Below are 25,215 nucleotides of genomic sequence, written 5' to 3'. Positions count from 1 at the left end.
CAAGGTGCGTCGTAGGGAAGGTAAGCAAGATGGTACAGGTGAGAGCACACCAGCCGATCAACACCGACGGCAGTATCAATCTCGAGGCATGGCTGGATCATGCCGTCAGTGTCGACCCGGCACTGGACCGTGAAGCCTTGAAAGCAGCCTGCGAGTTCGCTCGTGAGTCTGAACAGCAAGACAATGCGGCCAAGAACCTGTGGGCGGAAGGCACCTCAAGCTTTCGTACCGGGTTGGAAATCGCCGAGATCCTTGCCGATCTCAAGCTGGACCAGGATTCGCTGATCGCCGCCGTGCTCTATCGCGGCGTGCGTGAAGGGCACATTCCGTTGCCGACCGTCAGTCAGCGATTTGGCGCCGTGGTGGCCAAGCTGATCGACGGCGTGCTGCGCATGGCGGCCATCAGTGCCAGCCTCAGTCCGCGTCAGTCCATGGTGCTGGGTACTCAGGGCCAAGTGGAAAACCTGCGCAAGATGCTGGTGGCGATGGTCGACGATGTGCGCGTCGCGCTGATCAAGCTGGCCGAACGCACCTGCGCGATCCGTGCGGTGAAAACCGCCGACGACGAAAAGCGCAACCGCGTGGCCCGCGAGGTCTTCGATATCTACGCGCCGCTGGCGCACCGCCTGGGTATCGGCCATATCAAATGGGAGCTGGAGGACCTGTCCTTCCGCTACCTCGAACCCGATCAATACAAACAGATCGCCACGCTGCTGCATGAGCGGCGGCTCGACCGCGAGCGCTTTATCAGCGACGTGATGGGCCAGTTGCGCTCCGAGTTGCAGGCCACCGGCGTGGATGCCGACATCAGCGGCCGCGCCAAGCATATCTATTCCATCTGGCGCAAAATGCAGCGCAAGGGCCTGGCGTTCAGCCAGATTTACGACGTACGCGCTGTGCGTGTGCTGGTGCCGGAAATGCGCGACTGCTACACCGCGCTGGGGATCGTGCACACCCTGTGGCGGCATATTCCCAAGGAATTCGACGACTACATCGCCAACCCCAAGGAAAACGGCTATCGCTCGCTGCACACGGCGGTGATCGGCCCTGAAGGCAAGGTGCTGGAAGTGCAGATTCGCACCCACGCCATGCACGAAGAGGCGGAGCTGGGGGTTTGCGCGCACTGGCGCTACAAGGGCACCGACGTCAAGGCCGGTTCCAATCAGTACGAAGAAAAAATCTCCTGGTTGCGCCAAGTGCTGGAGTGGCACGAAGAGCTGGGCGACATCGGTGGCCTGGCCGAACAGCTGCGCGTGGATATCGAACCGGACCGGGTCTACATCTTCACCCCCGACGGCCACGCGATCGACCTGCCCAAGGGCGCCACGCCACTGGACTTCGCTTACCGCGTGCACACCGAAATCGGCCACAACTGCCGGGGCGCCAAGATCAACGGGCGCATCGTGCCGCTCAACTACAGCCTGCAAACCGGTGAACAGGTCGAGATCATCACCAGCAAGCACGGCACGCCGAGCCGCGACTGGCTGAACCCGAACCTGGGCTATATCACCACCTCGCGCGCGCGGGCGAAGATCGTCCACTGGTTCAAGCTGCAGGCCCGCGACCAGAACGTCGCCGCCGGCAAGACCCTGCTCGAACGCGAACTGGCGCGCCTGGGCCTGCCCCAGGTGGACTTCGACAAGCTGGCCGAAAAGGCCAACATGAAGATCGCCGAAGACATGTTCGCCGCCCTCGGTGCCGGTGATTTGCGTCTGGCCCAATTGGTCAACCTGGCCCAGCAACTGGTGGAGCCGGAGCGCGGCAACGAACAGCTGGAACTGATCCCGCGCAAGGCCACCGGCTACAAGCCTGGCAAGCGCGGCGATATCCAGATCCAGGGCGTGGGCAACCTGATGACGCAGATGGCCGGTTGCTGCCAGCCGTTGCCGGGCGATGCCATTGTCGGTTACATCACCCAGGGCCGCGGGGTGAGCATTCACCGCCAGGACTGCGCCTCGGTGCTGCAACTGGGCGGGCGCGAGCCAGAGCGGATCATCCAGGTCAGCTGGGGCCCGGTGCCGGTGCTCACGTACCCGGTGGACATCATCATCCGTGCCTACGACCGCTCCGGCCTGCTGCGCGATGTGTCACAAGTGCTGCTCAATGAGCGGATCAACGTGCTTGCGGTCAACACCCGCTCCAACAAGGAGGACAACACCGCGTTGATGTCCCTGACCATCGAGATTCCGGGGTTGGATGCGCTGGGGCGGTTGCTGGGGCGGATTTCCCAGTTGCCGAACATCATCGAGACGCGGCGTAATCGCACCCCATGAATATCTGGATTAACGCAGCCTGAAAGGTGGGAGGGGGCTTGCTCCCGATGAGGGCCGATCAGTCAGCACCTATATTGCTGATCTACCGCTATCGGGGGCAAGCCCCCTCCCACAGTTGATCGGCGGCGTTCTGAACTGATCGGAAAGAGACTGATGTATTCACTCGAAGACCTGCTACACCTGATGAACCGCTTGCGCGACCCGCAATTCGGTTGCCCGTGGGACATCAAGCAAACCTACGCCAGCATCGTGCCGCATACCCTCGAAGAAGCCTACGAAGTGGCCGACGCCATCGAGCGCGGCGACTTCGATCATCTGCAAGGTGAATTGGGCGATCTGCTGTTCCAGGTGGTGTATTACAGCCAATTGGCGCGCGAAGAAGGGCGCTTCGAATTTGCCGGGGTCATCGACAGCATCACCCGCAAGCTGATCCGGCGTCACCCCCACGTGTTTCCGACCGGCGACCTGTATGCACCGCTGGATATCCCGCAGTTGAGCGAAGAGCAGGTCAAGCAGCGCTGGGAGCAGATCAAGGCTGAGGAGCGCGCGGAAAAATCCGACGCCCCCGAGCAATTGTCCCTGCTCGATGATGTGCCCACCGCCTTGCCGTCTCTCTCGCGTGCCGCCAAGTTGCAAAAGCGCGCCAGCCAGGTAGGTTTCGACTGGCCGTCGGCGTTGCCGGTGGTGGATAACGTGCGTGAAGAGCTCGATGAAGTGCTCGAAGCCATGGCCGATAACGACTCGGCGGCCATTGCCGATGAAGTCGGTGACCTGTTGTTCGCGGCGGTCAACCTGGCCCGTCACCTCAAGGTCGACCCGGAAACCGCGCTGCGCGGTGCCAACGCCAAGTTCGAGCGTCGTTTCCGATTTATCGAACAGGCATTGCGCGACACGCACCAACCCATAGAAGATTGCACCCTCGAAACGTTGGACGCCCTGTGGGGCGAAGCCAAACGCCAGGAAAAGAATGTATCCAGCTGCGGTTGAGCAGTTGCCCAAGTGAGTAAGCACCATGAGCCTTTCCCTTCGCGACCAGTTGCTCAAAGCAGGTCTGGTCAACCAAAAGCAGGCCAAGCAGGTCGGCAAAGAGAAGCAGAAACAGCAGCGGCTGGTCCACAAGGGTCAGGCTGAAGTCGATGACACCCAGGCGCGCCTGGCGGCCGAGGCGCACGCCGAGAAGGTCAAGCGTGACCAGGAGCTGAACCGTCAGCAGCAGGAAAAAGCCGAGGCCAAGGCGCGTACGGCCCAGGTCAAGCAGTTGATCGAAACCTCGCGCCTGCCTAAGTTGACCACCGAGGATTACTACAACTTCGTGGATGACAAGAAGGTCAAGCGCCTGTCGGTCAACACGCTGATGCGCAACAAACTGAGCAACGGCTCCCTGGCCATCGTGCACCACGGCGGCAGTTATGAGGTGATCCCGCGCGAAGCCGCGCTTAAGATCCAGGAGCGCGCGCCGGAGCGTATCGTGCAACTCAATATCCTGACGGAAAGCCAGGTGCCGGATGAGGACGATCCGTACGCTGCCTACCAGATCCCTGACGATCTGATGTGGTAAGCCGCTGAAACAACAAACCCCGCCAAAAGGCGGGGTTTGTGTTTTAACCAGCTGCGTGCAGCTTACCAATCCACCGCATAGCTGAGGCTGAAGGTGCGACCTTCGGCATTCGGGTACGGCGCGCGGGCGTTGGCCTGGGCGAACATGTTCTGGTAGTTGCGGTTGCTGAGGTTGTACACCGCACCTTCGAGGCGACCTACCGGCAGGCTTACCGAGCCGAGCAGGTCGACCAGGGTGTAGCCCTGGATATCGCGCCCGTTGTTGTCCTTGAACGCGGCGTCGTAATTGGCCAGGCGCATGCCCTGCAGGCGCAGGCTGTAGTCGCCACGGTCATAGCCGACAAAAGCTGTGGTCTTGGCGGGCGAGATACGGGTGGCGGGCAGGTCGATCCACTTGCCGTTCTGCTGGGTCTCGCCTTTGGCGTAGGCGTACGTGCCGCCTACTGACCATTGGTCGTTGACGTTGTAGGTCAGGCTGGTTTCGATGCCACGCACGCGTTCTTTCTGATTGATCAGGCGCAGTACGCGGTCATTGGCGTCATAGAACTGCGTCACATCCGACGTGTTTTCATACGCCGTGACATTGGCCAGCCATTTGTCCCAGTTGCCACGCCAGCCCAGTTCATAGCTGTTGACCTTCAGCGCCTGGGCATTGAGGTCCTGAATGTTGTACGTGCTGTTGACGTCACGCAGGAAACGCTGGATATCCGGCAGGGAAAAGCCCTGGCTGAAGTTGGCGAATACATCCTGGTTTTCGGTCAGGTGGTACACCGCGCCGAGGTTGTAGAGGGTGTCGTCATACTTGAGGGTGCCGCCCGGCAGCGTCGCGCGGTTGCCGGTCTGAACGATTTCGCCGTAAGCGATGCTGTCGTCGACATCGCTCTCGATCCACTCGCGGCGCACGCCACCGCGCAAGGTCCAGTCACCGATGTCATAGGACAGTTGGCCGAAGATGGCCTTGGTGGTGGTCTGGATGTCCGGGCCCAGCTCGAAGGTGGTGCCGGTCTTGGTGTAGCTCAGGCCGTTGACGCGGTACTGGTCGCCGCGTTGACGCGAGGTTTCATGGTCATAGTCGGCACCCCAGACCAGGTTGCCGGTCGCCGGGCCGATGTCCGGCATCTGTGTGTCGATCGCTGCGCGCAAGCCATACACATCTTGCACGCTGTTGTTGTCCGATACGCCTGCTCGGCCCCTGGACAGGTCCGGGAAGAACAACGCATCCGCGCGGCGCCAGTAACTTTCCACCTGCAGGCCCTGGCCGTAGAAATCCTTGTCGGTGTAGTTAAGGTTGACCGCCTGGTTGTGGGTGTAAGGCTGGTCGCCCAGGTCCAGGCCCTTTACCGCGACCGCAGAGCTGGTGATGCGTGGGTTCTTGGTGTAGCGGGTGTCTTGCTCGTCCTTGTAGTCCTGCAGCGACAGGCTGAGCTTCTTGTCGTCATCGAGCTCGTAGCCGAAGCGCCCTTGCAGGTCGTAGGTGTCGGTGTCCATGTTGCTGCCCTGGGACGTGTCCTGAGGGATGCGTTTGCCGTTGCCGTCGAACTGGTCGTTGCGCTGCACGGTGTTGCCTGAGAGGTACCAGTCCACCGGGCCCTTGCGCCCTGTGGCACTTTGAAACGCCTCGTAGGAAAAGCCCTTGTGGCTGAAGTTATTGCCGGCGGTCATGCCGACCTTGCTGCTGAAGGCCAGGTCTTCACCCTTGTTGCGCTTGGTGATGATGTTGATGATGCCGCCTGATGCGCCTGCGCCGTAGACACTGCTGGCGCCGGAGATCACTTCGATGCGTTCGATGCTTTCCGGCGCTACGCTGTTGAGCTGGCGGAAGTTATCCCGTGTGGCGTTCTGGGAAACCCCATCGATCAGGATCAGGGTATTGCGCCCCCGAAGCGTCTGACCGAAGTTGCTCATGCCGCCGCTGGAAGGGGCGATACCCGGCACCAGTTGGCCGAGGATATCGGCGACGCGGCGTCCGGCCCCGGTCTGCTGGCGGATCTGCTCTTCGTTGATCACCTGCACCGAGCCTGGAATCTGCGCGATGCTGGTTTCATTGCGCGTGGCCGAGACCACGGTCTCCTGTAACTGCAGGGTGGTCGGCGCGGCCTGGGTCTGCTCTGTCTGGTCGGCCCAGGCAGGGGCACTTATCGACCCGAAAAGCGGCAGCAGCACTGCCCATTGCGATGTGTTCATGAGCTTGTCTCAGTTATTAGAAGTATTGACAGAAAGAGCCGATGTTTCAGGCATGCACGTCAACGAGCGGATTGCGCGGATGCCGACGGCGGCCAATGCATAGGTGAGTGCCACCAGCCAGAAGCTGTGCGCCAAACCCACCAAGCCCATGCCGATGCCCCCGATCAGCGCGCCGCCCAACGCACCTGCTTTCGCGGCGCTGTTGCCCATCCCCAGGGCGAAACCTTGCTGGCTCGGCGCTACGGTGTTGGCGATCAGCGTGTAGGCAACGGGCAACAAGGCGCCTTGCCACACGCCCCATAGCAGTCGACTGGCGATGAATCCCAGCCATTCACTGGCCAGCGCCGTGAAGGCCAGCGTCAAGGCGCAGGCCCAGGTGACCCACTCGATAATGCGCAGCGTGTGTGCGGGTTGATGTCGATCGAACAGGCGGCCCCATAACGGCGCGGACAGCGCCAGGGTCAATGCGCTGGCGGCATAGCTGGCGCCGATCAGCCACGCGGGGGCGTGCAGGATATCGGCAACATATAACGCGTAGAACGGTTGCGGCATCATCTTGGCTGCTTGAATCAATACGATGATTCCCAGCATCCCGCCAATCCAGCCTTTGGGAAGTGCGGCGGGCTTCGAGGTGCGTGCAGGTCTCGATCGGGGTGAGTCGTTGGGTAAAAACAGACTGATTATTGCGCACAACACGCAGACGGCGGTGGCGCTGTAGCACAGCAATGCGAAACCGGATATATCCATCAGCCAGCCGCCCAACACCGGTCCGGCCAGGGAACCGACGGCGGTGGCCGATTGCAGCCGGGCCAGAATATGCCCGCGTCCACCGTCGCCGCAGCAGGCCAGCGCATAGGCTTGGGCTGCCGCGATGAAACCGGCCAGGGCCCCTTGCGCCACGCGAATGGCCACCAGCACCCAAGGGTCGAGGGTAAGCGCCGCCAGCGCCTGGCACACCGCCAACGCCAGCAACGCACGGATGATCATCGGCTTGTGCCCGGGTGCGGTCGCCCAGTCGGCCCCACAGGGGCGTCAGGATCATCGCCGCCATCATGGGCCCGGCGTACACCAGCGAAGACAACAGGCCGGTGTACTGGGCATTGGCAACACCCAACAGCTTCTGAATCTGCAGCGGCCAGAAGGGGCCGCTCATCTCCATGGCCCCCATCGACACCAACTGAATCACCACCAGCAGCCGCAGCGCCGTGCCGTTATTCGGCATTGGCAATGGCGCTCAACGGGTTGGGCAGGCGTCCGACGATATCGGCGTGGCTTTCCATCAGGCGCATGCGCATGAACGACTTCGCTGGCCAGTCCAGCTCCAGCAGTGCCTCGCGCTCGGTTTCCCAGCGTTGCGGCTCAACCTGGCCGCGCAAGGCGTCAAAGCATTGGCTGACCTGTGCCGACAGCGCCTTCCAGAGCCGTGCCTGGGGCAGGTCGAAGTGGCGCGAGGCGAGCAGTACCAATTCGCCCAGGTGACACATGAACACCGTGTGCAGCAGCTTGTCGCGGACGAAACCGGCATCGTCGTACAGCGTCATCTTCGGGTCGTGCAGTTCAATGTCCAGGCCACGGGCGTGCAAGGTTTTGCGGTCGATACGGATATCGCCGAAATCGCGCAACAACAGGCGGCTCAATTGCCCGTCAGCAGCCATGACCATGAAGGAGTTCTGCTGATGGGCCTCGAAGGCAATGCCGTAGCGCAAATACATGCCCAGCAGTGCCGGCACGCTAATCGCGGCGTAGTCGTGGAAGAAGGCGAACATGGCGTCCGCGTCATCCTTGCCTTTGCTCAGCCGCACCCATTGCTTGAGCAGCGGCTGGCCGTGCTGGTCGGTGGCAAACAGGCTGCCCACCGGCACCGCCATTTCTCCCGGCTGGAGCTGCCTCTGCGGATTGTCGCGGTAGAGCACCGCCAAGTGGCGAGAGTGTTCATCATTGACCGGCTGTGGCTTGAAATGCACACCGATGCGCTCGGGGACGATGCTGAGGATGTTCTTAATCGCAGGCTCGCGTTCCAGGACTGCCAGCAGCAGGTGGCTGATCCGCGGGCCCATGCGCGCCGAGCGTGGCGAAACGGTGCGCTGTACGCTGGTCAGTCGCAGCGACACCGGCAGCTTGACCATCGGCGCATCGCTCCGGCCTTCAGGCAGAACGGTGCGGAACGACATGGTGGGGTGGGCAGTGAATGCAACGATGTCGGTCAGCACCAGCAAGCGGTCACCGATTTCATTGGCGAACAGCTGCGGTAATTCCTGGCGAGCTTGCCAGGGGTGGGCAGGCAGCGGCAGATAATCGCTGGCCTCCAGACCCTGAGCGGTCAGTTGTGCGGTCAATTGGCGGGCGGCCTGCGGGAAGTGGCTTTGCCACCACTGCCAGTAATCCGTAGTTCCGGCCAGGCTTTCGACATGGGCGTACTGGCGGTGCAACGCACACAGCAACACAGGGAAACGCGCCTCGAACTCTGGCGAGAAATCAATCACCTGGTCTGTTCCCAAACCCAGCTTCGTCTTGTAGTTGGGGTGCCAGGGGTGACCGAGCGTGCCCCATTGCTCAAGCACTGATGTCGGGTTGCAAACCTCGGCGTCGTTCTTGAGGTAGCTGAGCAGGTTGTCCTGATGCTCAGCGCCCATTGAGGCGTGCAGGTTCTGCGTCCATTGCTCGTGAAAGGCGAGGCACAGCGTATCGTTGATGAAGCTGTCGTCGATCTCTGCATTGAGACGGTTCAAGACCTCAGGGTCGGCAGGCGATTGCAGGCTGGTGTTGAGCAGCGTCAGCAACTGCGACGGAAACTGGATGCGCTGTTCGGGCTGCCCGGCCCGCAGCAGGCTGACCTTGCCTCGCAAGTCCCAGCTAGCCATACGGCCGGGCTGCAAGTGTTCGAAGCACAGGCGGCTCTGGTCGGGTAGCACCAACCAGCAGTGGTCATGTTCATCGTGGCTGAGGGTGTCGGGGTCGAGCAGGCCTTCACGAAACAGCGCTTGGATCAGGCGTTGAAAACTGCGTTCGCAAGCGGGCGCCAAGGTCGCCACCAGCGAATCCATGGAAAGGTGCCTGGCCTGGAATTGACGGGTGGCGAGAGCTTCACCCCAGCGGCCAAGCAGCGATTGTTCCGGTGTGATGATGTATCCGTGCATCAAGTCAAACTCCGTTTCCGTGGGGCCGAGTGAAAGCGCAGCGATACTATCGAGAATCATTACCAAATGTCTATTTGTTGTTACGCTTTTTGCATACATGATTTTTCAAGTGGGGAAGGGCGGGAGCCGCAGGATCAAGCGGGTTCAGTGCGTGTTTGCAATAAACGAAAAACCCCGCTCAAAGGCGGGGTTTTTGTGTGTAGGCGGCTCGGCTGCGTGGGCCGAGTGTCTACGTGAGTTCAGTGTTTCAGGAGCTTTTTGCCTGGCGTTGCAGTTCGAGAGTTTCCAGCTCGTTTTTATAATTGTGGGCGTCGCTCTCGTTGTGGAACATGCCGACCAATACGTCTTGCTGATGGACATCCCAGATGTGAATCCCGTGGCCTATCGCTTCATGGGACATATGTTCATCGTCGCGTTCAGTTACTTTTACAGTCATCTGCTTGCTCCAATCTCTGGTGGGCCTGCGGCAAGTCGTCGCAGGCCTTTGTTATATGATTTGTTAGCTTGCTAAGTAAACTGCTTTTGCACGCAACAATTTATTGCGGGAAACGCAACAGTGGCGCAGGCCACGTAAATCGCGGCGTTTGGCCGCAATGGCTGAGGTTGGATGACAAAAGTTTCATGTTGGGGGCAGGCTACTGACGCCATCGGGAGCAAGCCCCCTCCCACATTTTGGAACGCATTCCAAGTGTGGGAGGGGGCTTGCTCCCGATAGCGGTGGCGGCTCACAACAAAACCTGCAGGCAAAAAAAAGCCCCGCATTCAGCGAGGCTTTTCTTCGAATCATCAGCGCATCAGCTACCTTTGACAGCCTGGCCGTCAACGGTGCCATCCTGCAGCATGATGTTGTATTCCTTGCCATCGGTCTCAACCTGGCGCAAGGCAACCAGAATGCCGCCTTGGTCCTTGGCAAACCACATCTGGGTAATGCGCTTGCTCTGCGAGGGATCACGCACGCGCTCAACCTTGATCGCGTCGATGGAGCCTACCTTGGTCTGGACCTTTTCCGGGCCAATCACGCGGAAGTCATAGGTGTCGACATCAGTACCTTCGGCTACGCGGTAGCTCATGCTTTTCTTGCCGGCAGCCACGTCACGCTGAAGGGCGAGTTGGTACGTGGACTTGTCGAGCATGCCGCTTTCGAGGGTGACGTTAACCGGGTCCTTGTTTTCAAAGCCGGTGATTTTCTTGGTCGCCTGGTCGAAGTCCAGGTTGATCTTCTTCGCCTTGCCCAGGCCACCGCGTTCGAAGCTGTAGCTCTTGGGCTGCAGGGTGTCCTTGTCAAACAGGATCACGCTGGTTTCGGTCAGGCTGGCAATCATCATCGAGGCCTTGAAGTTCAAGGTCCAGGTGCCGTCGCCGTTTTTGGTCAGGCTGCGTTCAGCCGAACCACTCATGGGAAGCTGCTTCCAGTCGGCGGTGTAGCTGACGGAGAAGGGGTGAAGGTCTGCCGCTTGCACGGCAGGCAGAGCGAACAGCGCAAAAGCGAAAAGCAGGGCGCGACGCATAAAATCTCCTAGGTTCGAATCAAGTGGCCGCTGGCCGCGAGTAACTGACCGTCCAATAATGCACCCTGTTCACCAAGAATCAACCGACCCTCGGCAAACCAGCGAACAGCCAACGGGTAAATCCTGTGTTCCTGGGTATGAACCCGTTGCGCAAGTGTCTGCGCCGAGTCTTGTGACTCTACCGGAACCACTGCCTGTACGACCAGAGGCCCGCCATCGAGTTCCTCGGTGACAAAGTGCACGCTGCAGCCATGCTCGCTGTCGCCGGCGTCGAGGGCGCGTTGGTGGGTGTGCATGCCCTTGTACTTGGGCAGCAGGGACGGGTGGATATTGAGCAGGCGTCCTTCGTAATGCCGCACGAAATCAGCGCTGAGGATGCGCATGAAGCCGGCCAGGACGACGAGCTTGGGGTTGAAGGCGTCGATCAGTTCGATCAACGCGCGGTCGAAGGCCTCGCGACCATCGAATGCCTTGTGGTCCAGCGAGCGGGTTTCGATACCCGCGTCCCTGGCGCGCTGCAGGCCGTAGGCGTCGCTGCGGTTGGAAATCACCGCAGCGATGCGCACCGGGCTGTCGCCGGTACGCGTGCTGTCGATCAGGGCCTGCAAGTTACTGCCGGTGCCGGAGAGCAGCACCACCACATCACAGGTAACAGGCATCAATGCGCCTTAAGGTTCTTCAGTTCAACCTGGGCCGCGCCTTCGGCAGCGGTGGCGATCTGGCCAATCACCCAAGGCTGCTCGCCGGCTTCACGCAACACGTTCAGCGCGGTTTCAACGTGCTCTTGCGCCACGCAGATGACCATGCCCACGCCGCAGTTCAGTACGCGGTGCATTTCTGTTTCGTTGACGTTGCCTTTTTCCTGCAGCCAGTCGAAGACCGCAGGGCGCTGCCAGCTGGCCACGTCGACAATCGCCTGGGCGCCTTTTGGCAGAACGCGCGGGATGTTGTCCAGCAGGCCGCCGCCAGTGATGTGGGCCATGGCTTTGACAGCGCCAGTGTCCTTGATCAGCTTGAGCAATGGCTTGACGTAGATGCGCGTCGGGGCCATCAGCAGGTCGGTCAGGGGCTTGCCGTCGAGCTGGATGTTTTCGATATCGGCGCCGGACACTTCGATGATCTTGCGGATCAGCGAGTAGCCGTTGGAGTGCGGGCCGGAGGATGGCAGGGCGAGCAGGGCGTCGCCGGCCGCCACTTTGGAGCCGTCGATGATCTCGGCTTTTTCAACAACACCCACGCAGAAGCCGGCCAGGTCGTAGTCTTCGCCTTCGTACATGCCTGGCATTTCAGCGGTTTCGCCGCCGACCAGGGAGCAACCCGACAGTTCGCAGCCGGCGCCGATGCCGGTAACCACTTGGGTTGCGGTCTCGACATTGAGCTTGCCGGTGGCGTAATAGTCGAGGAAGAACAACGGCTCGGCGCCGCAGACCACCAGGTCGTTGACGCACATGGCAACCAGGTCGATGCCGATGCTGTCGTGCTTGTTCAGGTTCAAGGCCAGGCGCAGCTTGGTGCCCACGCCGTCGGTGCCGGAAACCAGTACAGGTTGCTTGTAGCCGGCCGGGATTTCGCAGAGGGCGCCAAAACCGCCCAGGCCGCCCATGACTTCAGGGCGCGCAGTGCGCTTGGCGACGCTCTTGATGCGTTCGACCAATGCTTCACCGGCGTCGATGTCTACACCGGCGTCCTTGTAGCTCAGGGAGGGTTGCTTGCTCATGATCCAGGCCTTTAGGGGGGATTTCTGGGTAACGACCGAGCCGGCAGGCACTTTTTGTAAAAGGCCCAGCCGTTGACGGTCTGCGAAGGCGCGCGATTTTATCAGGCTTGAGGGGCAGCGGCCATCCTCGGGCCGACGGGCAGGGCATATGAGCTTAAAAAAAACCGAATCGGGCCGGTAATGGCGCGTATTAAGGTATAGCCTTGAACCCGCTATCGTTGTGACAGCATTAAACTTACCCAGACCTGTGAATGTTTTACCGGTCGCTGTGTCACAGCCTTGCCAAACCGAGTTCACGCGGTCTGTTCCAGCCGCTAAATTTGTCGTTCGGGAATCTTCCATGCGTCTGTGTAAATTCTTTTTTGTAGGCTGCTTGTCATTGGTCAGCCTGGCGAGTCATGCCGAAACCCTCAATGGCCTCTATCAAGTCCTCGAACCGGTCAGCAGCCAGTCGCCCCAAGAGCGCGACCAGGCCACGCAGCGCGCCGTGCAGACCCTGGTCATCCGCTTGACCGGTGATGCCAAGGCCGCCGAGGGCCCAGGCCTGGCGGCGATCCGCAAGGATCCGCAACAAATCATCAGCCAATACGGCTACGACGCCGGGCCGCCGGAAAGCCTGCAAGTGGATTTCGACCCGGTCAGCACCGATCGTGCGTTGCGTGACGCCGGGCTGGCGATCTGGGGCAGCAATCGACCCTCAATCCTCGGCTGGTGGCTGAACGACTCTACCGAAGGCAGCAGCCTGGTCGGCGACGGCCAGGCGGTGGCTCAAACACTGCGCCGGGCGGCCCAGCACCGAGGCTTGCCGCTGCGCCTGCCGCTGGGTGATCTGGACGAGCAGGTGGTCGCCACTGCGCCGAACCTGGAAAGTGCTGACGCCACGCCGCTGCGCGCCGCCTCCGAGCGCTACGGCGCCGATGCGTTGCTGGCGGTTCATGCGCGCCAGGAAGGCAACCAGTGGCAAGCCAAATGGCGCCTGTGGCTGGGCGATAAAACCGAGCAGGGCAGCGTCCAGGGCGCTGACACTGGCGCGGTTGCCGATGCCGTATTGCTCGCGGTCAGCCAAAAGCTCGCGCCGCGTTTTGCGGTCAAGCCGGGGGTCAGCGCCGAACAGTTGCTTGAGGTGCAAGGCATGACCCTGGAGCGTTACGCCGTGCTGGGTCGTCTGCTGGAGCCCTTTGGTGGTCAGCCGCAGCGGGTCGATGGCAGTCGCATTGTGTATCGCGTCAATGGCAGCGCCGATCAGTTGCGTATCCAGTTGAGCCTGGCCAAGTTGCAGGAAGTGCCGGCCGGTGAATCCCCCGCCCAGCAGCCAGCGGCCGATGGCGCCCAACCGGTCGCCGCGCCTGAGCCTCAGGCGCAGTTACGTTTTCGTTGGTAAGTGGCCTTCCTTCTATATAGAAGCGGCAAGTCAATAACAGAGGAAGTGGTTTATGGCGGATACGCGTCGTTGGGTGTGGCTTGGCGGGATTGTCCTGCTGTGCGTTTTTGTGTTCTTGCTGCATTCGATCCTGACGCCGTTTCTGGTTGCGTTGCTGCTCGCCTATCTGTTCGATCCCGTGGTGGATCGCCTGGAGAAAGCTGGCCTGTCGCGAACCTTGGGTGTGGTCGCGGTGTTTGCCTTGTTCACGCTGATCATCACCGGCCTGGTGTTGGTGCTGGTGCCGATGCTGGCCAAGCAGCTGTATCGGCTGTACGAACTGGCGCCACAAATGCTCGATTGGTTGCAGCACACGGCCATGCCGTGGGCCCAGGCCAAGCTGGGGCTGTCGGACGGGTTCTGGAAGTTCGACAAGGTCAAGGCGGCGATCAGCGAGCACATGGACAAGACCACCGATATCGTCGGTGTGGTGCTCAGCCAGGCCACCGCTTCGAGCCTGGCGCTGATCGGCTGGCTGACCAACCTGGTGCTGATCCCGGTGGTGGCGTTCTACTTGCTGCGTGACTGGGACATCATGGTGGCCAAGATCCGCAGCCTGCTGCCGCGCGACCGCGAGGAGCGCATCGTGTCCCTGGCGGGCGAGTGTCATGAGGTGCTGGGCGCGTTCGTGCGCGGGCAATTGCTGGTGATGCTGGCGCTGGGCATTATCTACGCCGCCGGCTTGATGGCGATCGGCCTGGAGCTGGGCCTGTTGATCGGCCTGATCGCCGGCCTGGCTGCGATCGTGCCGTACATGGGTTTCGTGATCGGCATCGGTGCGGCGCTGGTGGCGGGGCTGTTCCAGTTCGGCGGTGACCTGTACCCGATGCTGGGGATTGTCGCGGTGTTCATGGTCGGCCAGGCGCTGGAAGGCATGGTGCTGACGCCGCTGCTGGTGGGAGACCGTATCGGCCTGCATCCCGTGGCGGTGATTTTTGCGATCCTGGCGGGCGGTGAGTTGTTCGGCTTCACCGGCATCCTGCTGGCGCTGCCGGTGGCTGCAGTGATCATGGTGCTGGTGCGGCATGTCCACGATTTGTACAAGGATTCGGACGTGTACACGGGGGTTGAAGACCCCGACCTGTAAGCGCGATAACACAAACCCGGCTCATGGCCGGGTTTGTTGTTTAAGGGGAGGAGGGCGTCAAACAATCCACGTAAACCTGCAAGTTAACGCAAACCTTTGATTTTGCTTATGGTCTGCTGCATTGTGCACCCAGCGCCACGAGTATAAACTTTGCAAACTTTACACAGAGGCCACTCACGGTTCGATGGGAGCCGTTCAGTCAGCATGAAACCGATTCAGCTGCCCCTAGGTGTGCGTCTGCGTGACGACGCTACCTTTATCAATTACTACCCAGGCGCCAATGCCGCTGCACTCGGCTATGTCGAGCGCCTCTGCGAAGCCGACGCCGGGTGGACTGAAAGCCTGATCTATCTGTGGGGCAAGCATGGCGTAGGGCGTACCCACTTGCTGCAGGCCGCGTGCCTGCGCTTCGAGCAAATGGGCGAACCGGCGGTCTACCTGCCCCTGGCTGAGCTGATGGACCATGGTGTCGGCATCTTCGACAACCTCGAACAGTACGAACTGGTGTGTCTGGACGATCTGCAAGCCATTGCAGGCAAGGCCGATTGGGAAGAGGCGCTGTTTCATCTGTTCAACCGCCTGCGCGACAGTGGTCGGCGCCTGCTGATCGCCGCGTCGACGTCGCCGCGCGAGCTGCCGGTGAAGCTGGCCGACCTCAAGTCGCGCCTCACGCTGGCGCTGATTTTCCAGATGCGCCCGTTGTCCGATGAGGACAAGTTACGTGCCCTGCAACTGCGCGCCTCGCGTCGCGGCCTGCACCTGACCGACGAAGTCGGCCACTTCATCCTCACCCGTGGCACGCGCAGCATGAGCGCACTGTTCGATTTGCTCGAACAGCTCGACCAGGCCTCGTTGCAGGCCCAGCGCAAGCTCACCATTCCCTTCCTCAAGGAAACCCTCGGCTGGTAGACAGGCCTTGTGTTTCCAGGCTTCTGGCAAATTCCAGGCGCCAGAAAACCTGCGTTCTAGCCGGTTTGGCCACGCGTCAGGCAGGTATCGGGGATTGAGGGCTTAGATGGCATAGTCCAAACGAGAAGTCACAAAGAGCTCGATTGAATTTGCAAATCGATGTGATAGAGGGCATAGTCTCGCCTTCTTTACACATCAGCCACGGTCGTGCCCATGCTAAATCGCTTCGCACCCCTCGTGCCTCTCGCACTCGTTACCCTGTTGTTTGGTTGCGCCTCCCACCCTCAGCAGGTGGCAGAACAGCAAAAACCACAGGTTCAAAATCAGGCTAAATTCGTTGTTGCACAGTCTGCTTCTGTTTATGAAGAAGAGCTGGCAACCGAAAAAGAACTCACCGATTTCTCCGGCAGCAAGCCTTACCAGCTGCCTGTTCTGGCCGACAGCATTCTCGAACGCGGCATGTCCTTGATCGGTACCCGTTACCGTTTCGGCGGCACTTCTGAAGCCGGTTTCGACTGCAGCGGTTTTATCGGCTACCTGTTTCGTGAAGAGGCCGGCATGAATCTGCCGCGCTCCACCCGCGAAATGATCAACGTGAAAGCACCGTTGGTCGCGCGCAACAACCTCAAGCCCGGTGATCTGCTTTTCTTTAGTACGGCCGGTCGCGGTCGTGTCAGCCACGCCGGTATCTACTTGGGTGATAACCAGTTTATCCACTCCAGCAGCCGTCGCAGTGGTGGTGTTCGGGTCGATAACCTGGGCGACAGCTACTGGAGCAAAACCTTTATCGAAGCCAAGCGTGCACTCGCCATGGCTCCGTCTACGGTTACCGCCAGTAAGTAAAGTTAAAGTGATACTTGAAGTTTGACGTGTAAGCGCTAGAATCCCTGGACATTGTTGTAATCCGTTCGCGCGAGCTTTGCTTGCGCGTTCTGGTTTTCAGCGTTCGGCAGCGAAAGCCGCATCCAGATCAGGATTGTTCTGCCCATGTCGACCTCGGCCCGCCTCATTCTGCTTGTTTGCGCCGCGCTGCTCAGCGCCTGCGCAAGCCGTCCGCCGCCGCCCGCGCCCGTCGCAGCCAAGCCTAAGCCGGTGTTCAACTATTCCAACCAGAATTTCTCGCCTGCGGCTGAAGATGTGCTCTTCCGTGCGCTGGGCCTGGTCGGCACGCCTTACCGTTGGGGCGGCAATACGCCGGACTCGGGGTTTGATTGCAGTGGCCTGATTGGCTTTGTCTACCGCGACGCGGCCGGTATCTCTCTGCCACGTACCACCCGCGAGCTGATCGTGATGCGCGCCCAGGACGTGAGCGAGCAAAACCTGCAAACCGGTGACCTGTTGTTCTTTGCCACCGGCGGTGGCTCGCGGGTGAGCCATGCAGGGATCTATGTCGGGGAGGGGCGTTTTGTGCATGCTCCGCAGACCGGCGGTACGGTGAAGCTGGATACCCTGTCAAAGGCGTATTGGCAGAATGCCTACCTGAGCGCCAAGCGGGTGTTGCCGGCAAACCTGGCGCGCAATCCCTGAACTAAACACCCAACCAAATGTGGGAGGGGGCTTGCCCCCGATAGCGCAGTATCAGTCACAGTATCTGTGCCTGACACACTGCTATCGGGGGCAAGCCCCCTCCCACATTGGTTTTGTGCTGGCTCTCGTGCGGTTATTTGGCAGCAGACACCCGCCACACCTTATTCCCCACGTCATCAGCCACCAGCAAAGCGCCTTGCTGATCGACCACCACGCCCACCGGCCGGCCCATGGCGTTCTCATCCTTGTCGAGGAACCCGGTCAGCACATCCACCGGCTGGCCTTTGGGTTGCCCACCTTCGAATGGCACGAAGATCACTTTATAACCACTGTGCGGCTTGCGATTCCATGAACCATGCTGGCCGATGAACGCGCCGTTGCCGAACTGCGCCGGGAGTTTGTTGCCTTGGGCGAATGTCAGCCCCAGCGACGCGGTATGAGGACCCACCGCATAATCCGGCGCAATGGCTTTGGCGACCAGTTCCGCGTTCTGCGGGTTGACGCGCACATCCACATGTTGCCCGTAGTAGCTGAAAGGCCAACCGTAGAACGCGCCATCTTTGACCGAGGTGATGTAGTCCGGCACCAGGTCGCTGCCGATTTCATCGCGCTCGTTCACCGCCGTCCACAATTTGCCACTTTGCGGTTCCCACGCCATGCCGTTGGGGTTGCGCAGGCCTGAGGCGAAAATCCGATGCTGGCCCGTGGCGCGGTCGACTTCCCAGATCGCCGCCCGGCCTTCTTCGGCTTTAAGGCCGTTCTCGCCGACGTTGCTGTTGGAGCCGACGCTGACGTACAGCTTGCTGCCATCCCGGCTGGCAATCACGTTTTTGGTCCAATGATGGTTGAGGCTGCCACCGGGCAAATCGACGACCTTGGTGCCCGTCGCCTTGATCGCGGTTTCGCCAGGCTGATAGGGGAAGCGCAGCAACTTGTCCGAGTCCGCCACGTACAGGTCGTTGCCGACCAGGGCCATGCCGAACGGCGAGTTGAGGTTTTCCAGGAACACCGTGCGTGTTTCGGCGACGCCGTCGTGGTCCGCGTCGCGCAGCAGGGTGATGCGGTTCGGGCTTGGCACCCCGGCCCCCGCACGGCCCATGACCTTCTCCATCACCCAGCCGCGCACGCCCTTGCTGTCATCCGGCTTGGGCGGTGCGTTGGTCTCGGCCACCAGGATGTCGCCGTTGGGCAGCACATACAGCCAGCGCGGATGGTCCAGACCTTCTGCGAACGCAGCCACTTGGGTGCCAGCAGCGGCCGTTGGTTTGGCGCCGTCGGGCCAGCCGACAGCCGGGGCGATGTTCACGGTGGGGATCAGCGTCTTGTTCGGTTCCGGCAACGTCGGCGAGGGCCCGGTGCCATCGACCACCTGCAAGGTCGAACTTTCGCCACAGGCGGCGAGGGTGCCGGCCAGCGTGATCAGTAGGGCGAGTCTGGTTTTATGCATGGTGTTCTCCTGAATACCTGTAAGGGTAGAGAAGCACATCGCCTTGATGGTTCAAGTACAGAGCCAGCTTTAATTGACGCTCCACCCCCAACCCACTAACCTTCGCGGCTTGTTCCAGGTGCTCTGTGGCGTATGCGTCAACAGAGTGAAACAGGGAAGCCGGTGAGTGAGCGCACTTGTACACAGTGCCGCCGCAATTCCGGCGCTGCCCCCGCAACGGTAAATGAGTCAAGACGCTGCCTTCTGCCACTGTATCCACACGATATGGGAAGGCGCAGCGCCGGCCTTAACGCCACTCATGAGCCCGGAGACCGGCCTGAAACATTCAACAGCATCACGGTGGGCGATGCTTGGCTGTCTGTTTTTCTTTTTTCCTGCCCGCCGTTTTTGTCCAGCCCCAACGGAGAGCTGCCATGACCGATACCCCCGACCGCGACGAGCGCCACCTGGCGCGCATGCTGCGCAAAAAAACCGTGATTGACGAACGCATTGCCAATTCGCCCAATGAGTGCGGTTTGCTGCTGGTGCTGACCGGTAACGGCAAAGGCAAAAGCAGTTCGGCCTTTGGCATGTTGGCCCGGGCGATGGGGCATGGCATGCAGTGCGGCGTGGTGCAGTTCATCAAAGGCCGTAACAGCACTGGGGAGGAGTTGTTTTTCCGCCGTTTTCCCGGGCAGGTGCGCTTTCACGTGATGGGCGAAGGATTCACCTGGGAGACCCAGGATCGCCAGCGCGATATCGCCGCCGCCGAAGCGGCCTGGGCCGTATCCCGGGCGATGCTCAATGACCCTGCCATCGGCCTGGTGGTGCTGGACGAACTGAACATCGCCCTCAAGCACGGTTACCTCGACCTGGACCAGGTGCTCAGCGACCTGCAAGCGCGGCCGCCGATGCAGCACGTGGTGGTCACCGGCCGTGGCGCCAAGCCTGAGCTGATCGAAATGGGCGATACCGTCACCGAAATGGGCATGCTCAAGCATGCGTTCCAGGCCGGTATCAAGGCTCAGAAGGGCGTCGAACTTTGAATCAGCCCCGTCATTGCCCAGCCGTATTGATCGCCGCACCGGCGTCCGGCCAGGGCAAAACCACCGTCACTGCGGCGTTGGCGCGTTTGCACCGCAACCTGGGGCGCAAGGTGCGCGTATTCAAATGCGGGCCGGACTTCCTCGACCCGATGATTCACGAACGCGCCAGCGGCGCGCCGGTGTATCAATTGGACATGTGGATGGTCGGCGAGCAGGAAAGCCGACGTCTGTTGTGGGAAGCAGCGGGGGAGGCCGACCTTATCCTGATCGAGGGCGTGATGGGGCTGTTCGACGGCACGCCGTCCAGCGCCGACCTGGCACGGCACTTCGGTGTGCCGGTGCTGGGTGTGATCGACGGCACGGCCATGGCGCAAACCTTTGGCGCGCTCGCGCTGGGGCTGGCGCGCTACCAGCCGGACCTGCCATTCGCCGGCGTGCTCGCCAACCGTGTCGGCACTTTGCGCCATGCGCAGTTGCTGGAGGGCAGCCTGACCGAAGGGTTGCGCTGGTACGGCGCGCTTTCGCGTGAAACCGGCATCGAATTGCCCAGCCGTCACTTGGGCCTGGTGCAAGCCAGCGAACTCAATGACCTTGACGTGCGCCTGGACGCTGCCGCCCAGGCGTTGGGCAGCAGTTGCGAAGTCGCCCTGCCACCGCCGGTGACGTTCGCCGCGCCGCAGGTGATCGCCGCCGAGCCGTTGCTCGCCGGGGTACGCATTGCGGTGGCCCGTGACGAAGCCTTTGCGTTTACCTACGGCGCCAGTCTCGACCTGCTGCGGGCGATGGGCGCCGAGCTGAGCTTCTTTTCGCCGATCCATGACGGTGCGTTGCCGGAAACCGACAGCCTCTACCTGCCTGGCGGTTACCCGGAGCTGCATCACCAGGCCCTGTCGGCAAACACACCGATGCTCGACGCCATCCGCGCTCATCATGCGACCGGCAAGCCCTTGCTCGCCGAATGCGGCGGCATGCTGTACCTGCTGGACTCGCTCACCGACGTCGACGGCAACCGCGCCGAACTGCTCGGCCTGTTGCAGGGCGATGCGGTGATGCAGAAGAAACTGGCGGCGCTGGCGCTGCAAAGTGTCGAGTTGCCCGAAGGCACATTGCGTGGCCACACCTATCACCATTCCCTGACCAGCACCGAATGCCAGCCGATTGCCCGTGGCCTGAGCCCCAATGGCGGACGCGGCGCAGAGGCGGTCTATCGACAAGGGCGGATGACGGCTTCCTACGTGCACTTTTACTTTCCGTCCAATCCGGTTGCGGTAGCTGCACTGTTCGCGCCAGGCCCCGACACCGCTGTCGGGAGCAAGCCCCCTCCCACCCTTGGAATGCATTCCCCTGTGGGAAGGGGCTTGCCCCCGATGACGCCATGACCGACAACGCCTTCCCCGAGGCCGACCGCCAGGCCGTCTACCGCGCCATCGCCGAACGCCGCGACATGCGCCACTTCACCGGCGGCACCGTCGCGCCTGAATTATTGCAGCGCCTGCTCCAGGCCGCCCACCAGGCGCCGAGCGTCGGCTTGATGCAGCCGTGGCGTTTTATCCGCATCAGCGACCGTCAATTAAGGGGCCGGATTCAACAACTGGTGGAAGAAGAGCGCATACGTACCGCGCAAGCCCTGGGCGAGCGCTCCGATGAGTTCATGAAGCTCAAGGTCGAAGGCATCCACGATTGCGCTGAAGTGCTGGTAGCAGCCCTGATGGATGATCGCGAGCGGCATATCTTCGGCCGTCGTACGTTGCCGGAAATGGACATGGCTTCCTTGTCCTGCGCGATTCAGAACCTGTGGCTGGCGGCCCGCGTCGAGGGGTTGGGCATGGGCTGGGTTTCGCTGTTCGAACCCCAGGCCCTGGCCAACCTGCTGGGTTTGCCGGCGGGTGCCAAACCGCTGGCGGTGCTGTGCCTGGGGCCGGTTGCCGAGTTCTATCCGGCACCGATGTTGCAACTCGAAGGCTGGACCGAGCCTCGGCCATTAAGTGACATGTTGTATGAAAACCTGTGGGGAGTGAGTCAATGAGTGTGGCCTTGCTGTGTGTCGCCGCAGTCGCGCTGGATGCGCTGCTGGGCGAACCCAGGCGCTGGCATCCGCTGGTGGCGTTCGGCAATTTTGCCGGGCGCATCGAGCAACGTTTCAATACCGGAGGCCGTGGCTGGCGCAGCCATGGCGTGACCGCGTGGTTTATCGCGGTGGTGCCGCTGACCCTGTTGGCGACCGCACTGTCCTGGGCCCCTTACATCGGCTGGGTACTGGAGATCCTGGCGTTGTACTGCGCCCTGGGCATGCGCAGCCTGGGAGAGCATGTGATTCCGGTCGCCCAGGCCTTGCGCAGTGATGACCTGGACGAAGCGCGCAAACGCGTGAGCTATCTGGTCAGCCGCCAGACCAGCGAACTGGACCGCACCGAAGTGGCCCGCGCTGCCACCGAGTCGGTGCTGGAAAACGGCAGCGACGCCGTGTTCGCCGCGCTGTTCTGGTTCGTGGTCGCCGGCGTGCCGGGCGTGGTGCTCTATCGCCTGAGCAACACCCTGGACGCCATGTGGGGCTATCGCAACGAGCGCTTTGAACGCTTCGGCTGGGCGGCGGCGAAGATCGACGATGGGCTGAACTATATTCCCGCACGCCTGGTGGCTTTGACCTACGCGTTGCTGGGCAAGACGCGCCTGGCGCTCAAATGCTGGCGCAGCCAGGGCCCGACCTGGGACAGCCCCAACGCTGGCCCGGTAATGGCCGCTGGCGCCGGTGCGTTGGGTGTCGAGCTGGGCGGCGCGGCGATTTATCACGGCGAGCTGCATCAGCGTCCACAGCTGGGCGAAGGTCCGCCGGCCGACGCTGACGCCATCGACCGAGGCTGGCAACTGGTGCAACGCGGCGTCTGGCTGTGGCTGCTGATCCTGTGCGCGGGGGCGCAATTTTATGCTTGAACACGGTGGACGCTTGCGCAAGGCCGCGATTGAATACGGGATCGCCGAAGCCGATTGGCTGGATTTGTCCACTGGCCTGGCGCCATGGCCGTGGCCGATCCCTGACATTCCCTTGCGCGCCTGGGCCCGCTTGCCCGAAGCCGATGACGGCCTGGAAAAAGCCGCCGCCGACTACTACGGCGCCGCTCAGGTGTTGCCGGTGCCGGGTTCCCAGGCCGCCATCCAGTTGCTGCCGCGCCTGCGCCGTTCCGGCAAGGTCGGCGTGCTGTCGCCGTGCTATGCCGAACACGCCGAAGCCTGGCGCCGCGCCGGTTATGTGGTGCGCGAGGTGCAGGAGCAGGAGGTCGACTTCTTTCTCGACGCCCTCGACGTGCTAGTGGTGGTCAACCCCAACAACCCCACCGGCTTGAGCCTGGCCCCGGAGCGCCTGCTCGACTGGCACGCGCGGTTGGCCCAGCGCGGCGGCTGGCTGGTGGTGGACGAAGCCTTCATGGACGTCACCCCGCACCTGAGCCTGGCCGGCCACACTCATCATGTCGGCTTGATCGTATTGCGTTCGTTCGGCAAGTTTTTCGGGCTGGCCGGCGTGCGCCTGGGTTTCGTGCTGGCCGAACGCAAGCTGCTCAAATTGCTCGCCGACCAGGTCGGGCCATGGGCGGTCAGCGGGCCGACACGGGTAATTGGCCAGCAATGCCTGCGCGACAGCGCCGGGCACACCCGCCAGCGCACGCGGTGCATCGACGCCGGCCAGCGCCTGTTCGACCTGCTTGAGCGCCAGGGCTTTCAACCCCAGGGTGGCTGCGCCTTGTTCCAGTGGTTGATCACTCCCCACGCCGAACGCCTGCACGAGTTCATGGCCCAGCGCGGCATTCTGCTGCGCCTGTTCGTGCATGACAGCAGCGTGCGTTTCGGCCTGCCCGACAGCGAGGCCGACTGGCAACGTCTGGAGACGGCGCTGGCCGCTTACAAGGAAGCCACATGAGTACGCTGATGGTGCAGGGCACCACCTCCGATGCCGGCAAAAGTACGTTGGTGACCGCGCTGTGTCGCTGGTTGGTGCGCCAGGGCGTCGCGGTGGCGCCGTTCAAACCACAGAACATGGCGCTCAATAGCGCGGTGACCGCCGAAGGCGGCGAAATCGGCCGCGCCCAGGCGGTGCAGGCGCAGGCCGCCAACCTGGCGCCGCACACCGACATGAACCCGGTGTTGCTCAAGCCCAACAGTGACACCGGCTCCCAAGTGATTATCCATGGCCGCGCCGTAACCAGCATGAACGCGGTGGCCTATCACGATTACAAAGCCATCGCCATGCAGGCGGTGCTGGCTTCCCACGCACGTTTGAGCCAGGCCTATGGAGTGGTCATGGTCGAAGGCGCGGGCTCGCCGGCCGAAATCAACCTGCGTGCCAATGACATCGCCAACATGGGCTTCGCCGAAGCGGTGGATTGCCCGGTGCTGTTGATCGCCGATATCAATCGCGGCGGGGTGTTCGCCCATCTGGTCGGCACGCTGGAATTGTTGTCCCCCAGCGAACAGGCACGGGTCCAGGGTTTTATCATCAACCGGTTTCGCGGTGATATCGCGCTGCTGCAGCCGGGGCTGGATTGGCTGCAAGCGCGCACCGGCAAGCCGGTGGTGGGGGTATTGCCCTATGTGATGGACCTGCACTTGGAGGCCGAAGACGGTATCGACCAGCGCCAGATCGACAAGGCTGCCCAGGTGCTCAAAGTGGTGGTGCCGGTGCTGCCGCGCATCAGCAATCACACGGATTTCGACCCGCTGCGCCTGCATCCGCAGGTGGATCTGCAATTCGTCGGACCCGGTCAGCCGATCCCTGCCGCCGACCTGATCATCCTGCCCGGCTCGAAAAGCGTGCGCAGCGATCTGACCTATTTGCGCGCCAATGGCTGGGATAGCGCCGTGGCGCGGCATTTGCGTTACGGCGGCAAGGTGCTGGGGATCTGTGGCGGCTTGCAGATGCTCGGCGAGCAGGTGCACGACCCGCTCGGTCTGGAAGGGCCTGTTGGCTCCAGCGACGGCTTGGGGCTGCTGGCGTTCAGTACGACGCTTGAGCAAGAGAAGCAGTTGCGTAACGTACGCGGACGTTTGTTGCTGGAGAACGCCGAGGTCAGCGGGTATGAGATTCATGCCGGGGTGACAACCGGCCAAGCGCTGTCGAAGGCCGCCGTGCTGCTCGATGATGGGCGCAGTGATGGGGCGCAGAGTGCCGACGGGCAAATCCTCGGCACCTACCTGCACGGGCTGTTCGAAACCCCGGCGGCGTGCAGTGCCTTGCTGCGCTGGGCGGGTTTGCAGAACGTGCAGGAAGTCGATTATCACGCTCTGCGTGAACGCGATATCGAGCGCTTGGCGGACATGGTGGAAAACCATCTGGACACGGACTTGTTGCGTCGTTTGTGCGGGATCTGACGGCCTGTAAACGATACACATGTGGAAGGGGGCTTGCCCCCGATGACGGCGTATCAGCCGATG

21 protein-coding genes, 1 pseudogene and 1 riboswitch are annotated in these 25,215 nt (G+C 61.7%); of the genes and pseudogenes, 14 read left to right on the top strand and 8 right to left on the bottom strand.

What is annotated here, in order from left to right; genetic code table 11:
• Nucleotides 1-29: 29 nt before the first annotated feature.
• The 3 genes from relA (at nt 30) to QF045_RS22250 (ending at nt 3,831) form a co-directional block, all read left to right on the top strand.
• Nucleotides 30-2,273 (top strand): GTP diphosphokinase, encoded by a 2,244-nt coding sequence (gene relA / locus QF045_RS22260; protein ID WP_124359318.1) that lies wholly within the window; start codon nt 30-32, stop codon nt 2,271-2,273.
• A 153-nt stretch (nt 2,274-2,426) separates the two neighbouring features.
• The gene (mazG, locus tag QF045_RS22255; RefSeq protein ID WP_306494049.1) at nt 2,427-3,260 is read left to right on the top strand and encodes a nucleoside triphosphate pyrophosphohydrolase; all 834 of its coding nucleotides are present in this window, start codon (nt 2,427-2,429) and stop codon (nt 3,258-3,260) included.
• Between the two features lie 25 nt (nt 3,261-3,285).
• Nucleotides 3,286-3,831: a DUF2058 domain-containing protein gene (locus QF045_RS22250; RefSeq protein WP_003230516.1), complete on the top strand. Its 546-nt coding sequence runs from the start codon at nt 3,286-3,288 to the stop codon at nt 3,829-3,831.
• A gap of 62 nt (nt 3,832-3,893) precedes the next feature.
• Here the strand turns inward: QF045_RS22250 and QF045_RS22245 are convergent, their stop codons facing one another.
• From QF045_RS22245 to purM, 7 genes and pseudogenes are all read right to left on the bottom strand, one after another.
• Nucleotides 3,894-6,014 carry a TonB-dependent receptor gene (locus QF045_RS22245; RefSeq protein ID WP_306494048.1) on the bottom strand — a complete coding sequence of 707 codons (2,121 nt, stop codon included), beginning with the start codon at nt 6,012-6,014 and terminating at the stop codon, nt 3,894-3,896.
• A 9-nt stretch (nt 6,015-6,023) separates the two neighbouring features.
• Nucleotides 6,024-7,236, bottom strand: a pseudogene (locus tag QF045_RS22240) (MFS transporter).
• Nucleotides 7,226-9,151: an IucA/IucC family siderophore biosynthesis protein gene (locus tag QF045_RS22235; protein ID WP_306494047.1), complete on the bottom strand. Its 1,926-nt coding sequence runs from the start codon at nt 9,149-9,151 to the stop codon at nt 7,226-7,228. Before QF045_RS22235 ends, QF045_RS22240 begins: the two are co-directional and overlap by 11 nt.
• Nucleotides 9,152-9,398: 247 nt before the next feature.
• Nucleotides 9,399-9,587, bottom strand: a complete 189-nt coding sequence (locus QF045_RS22230; protein WP_124387636.1) for a hypothetical protein — start codon at nt 9,585-9,587, stop codon at nt 9,399-9,401.
• A gap of 358 nt (nt 9,588-9,945) precedes the next feature.
• Nucleotides 9,946-10,659 (bottom strand): DUF3108 domain-containing protein, encoded by a 714-nt coding sequence (locus tag QF045_RS22225; protein WP_306494046.1) that lies wholly within the window; start codon nt 10,657-10,659, stop codon nt 9,946-9,948.
• Between the two features lie 8 nt (nt 10,660-10,667).
• Entirely contained in the window at nt 10,668-11,318 is a 651-nt protein-coding gene (gene purN / locus QF045_RS22220; RefSeq protein WP_306494045.1) for a phosphoribosylglycinamide formyltransferase, read from the bottom strand.
• Nucleotides 11,318-12,376 (bottom strand): phosphoribosylformylglycinamidine cyclo-ligase, encoded by a 1,059-nt coding sequence (purM, locus tag QF045_RS22215; protein WP_014719398.1) that lies wholly within the window; start codon nt 12,374-12,376, stop codon nt 11,318-11,320. Before purM ends, purN begins: the two co-directional genes overlap by 1 nt.
• Nucleotides 12,377-12,716: 340 nt before the next feature.
• Between purM and QF045_RS22210 the strand changes: the two genes are divergently transcribed.
• The 5 genes from QF045_RS22210 (at nt 12,717) to QF045_RS22190 (ending at nt 17,319) form a co-directional block, all read left to right on the top strand.
• Nucleotides 12,717-13,757, top strand: a complete 1,041-nt coding sequence (locus QF045_RS22210) for a DUF2066 domain-containing protein (protein ID WP_306494044.1) — start codon at nt 12,717-12,719, stop codon at nt 13,755-13,757.
• A gap of 52 nt (nt 13,758-13,809) precedes the next feature.
• Nucleotides 13,810-14,883 carry an AI-2E family transporter gene (locus tag QF045_RS22205; RefSeq protein ID WP_306494043.1) on the top strand — a complete coding sequence of 358 codons (1,074 nt, stop codon included), beginning with the start codon at nt 13,810-13,812 and terminating at the stop codon, nt 14,881-14,883.
• A 204-nt stretch (nt 14,884-15,087) separates the two neighbouring features.
• Nucleotides 15,088-15,792 (top strand): DnaA regulatory inactivator Hda, encoded by a 705-nt coding sequence (gene hda, locus QF045_RS22200; RefSeq protein WP_065884498.1) that lies wholly within the window; start codon nt 15,088-15,090, stop codon nt 15,790-15,792.
• A 213-nt stretch (nt 15,793-16,005) separates the two neighbouring features.
• The gene (locus QF045_RS22195) at nt 16,006-16,635 is read left to right on the top strand and encodes a C40 family peptidase (RefSeq protein ID WP_306494042.1); all 630 of its coding nucleotides are present in this window, start codon (nt 16,006-16,008) and stop codon (nt 16,633-16,635) included.
• A 144-nt stretch (nt 16,636-16,779) separates the two neighbouring features.
• Nucleotides 16,780-17,319, top strand: a complete 540-nt coding sequence (locus QF045_RS22190) for a C40 family peptidase (protein ID WP_306494041.1) — start codon at nt 16,780-16,782, stop codon at nt 17,317-17,319.
• A 133-nt stretch (nt 17,320-17,452) separates the two neighbouring features.
• On the opposite strand, the gene QF045_RS22185 is transcribed toward QF045_RS22190, so the two are convergent.
• On the bottom strand, nt 17,453-18,766 hold the full coding sequence (locus tag QF045_RS22185; protein WP_306494040.1) for a sorbosone dehydrogenase family protein: 1,314 nt from the start codon (nt 18,764-18,766) through the stop codon (nt 17,453-17,455).
• Between the two features lie 99 nt (nt 18,767-18,865).
• Nucleotides 18,866-19,101: riboswitch (cobalamin riboswitch) on the top strand.
• Between the two features lie 78 nt (nt 19,102-19,179).
• Here QF045_RS22185 and cobO point away from each other — a divergent pair.
• From cobO to QF045_RS22155, 6 genes are read left to right on the top strand one after another with little or no spacing between them, the layout of a single operon-like run.
• Nucleotides 19,180-19,791: a cob(I)yrinic acid a,c-diamide adenosyltransferase gene (gene cobO, locus QF045_RS22180; RefSeq protein WP_306494039.1), complete on the top strand. Its 612-nt coding sequence runs from the start codon at nt 19,180-19,182 to the stop codon at nt 19,789-19,791.
• Nucleotides 19,788-21,170, top strand: coding sequence for a cobyrinate a,c-diamide synthase (locus tag QF045_RS22175; RefSeq protein ID WP_306494038.1), 1,383 nt, complete (start codon nt 19,788-19,790; stop codon nt 21,168-21,170). Before cobO ends, QF045_RS22175 begins: the two co-directional genes overlap by 4 nt.
• Complete coding sequence (bluB, locus tag QF045_RS22170) at nt 21,167-21,817, top strand: 5,6-dimethylbenzimidazole synthase (RefSeq protein WP_306494036.1); 651 nt, start codon at nt 21,167-21,169, stop codon at nt 21,815-21,817. The genes QF045_RS22175 and bluB overlap by 4 nt, the downstream gene beginning before the upstream one ends.
• Complete coding sequence (gene cbiB, locus QF045_RS22165) at nt 21,814-22,722, top strand: adenosylcobinamide-phosphate synthase CbiB (protein ID WP_306494035.1); 909 nt, start codon at nt 21,814-21,816, stop codon at nt 22,720-22,722. The genes bluB and cbiB overlap by 4 nt, the downstream gene beginning before the upstream one ends.
• Entirely contained in the window at nt 22,715-23,704 is a 990-nt protein-coding gene (gene cobD, locus QF045_RS22160) for a threonine-phosphate decarboxylase CobD (protein WP_306494033.1), read from the top strand. Before cbiB ends, cobD begins: the two co-directional genes overlap by 8 nt.
• Nucleotides 23,701-25,152, top strand: a complete 1,452-nt coding sequence (locus QF045_RS22155; protein WP_306494032.1) for a cobyric acid synthase — start codon at nt 23,701-23,703, stop codon at nt 25,150-25,152. The genes cobD and QF045_RS22155 overlap by 4 nt, the downstream gene beginning before the upstream one ends.
• Nucleotides 25,153-25,215 lie beyond the last annotated feature (63 nt).

The sequence above is a fragment of the Pseudomonas sp. W4I3 genome (assembly GCF_030816195.1).
In the GTDB taxonomy this organism is placed as follows: domain Bacteria; phylum Pseudomonadota; class Gammaproteobacteria; order Pseudomonadales; family Pseudomonadaceae; genus Aquipseudomonas.
Note: the sequence above shows the minus strand (reverse complement) of the source record. Positions and strands in the feature narration are given on the sequence as shown.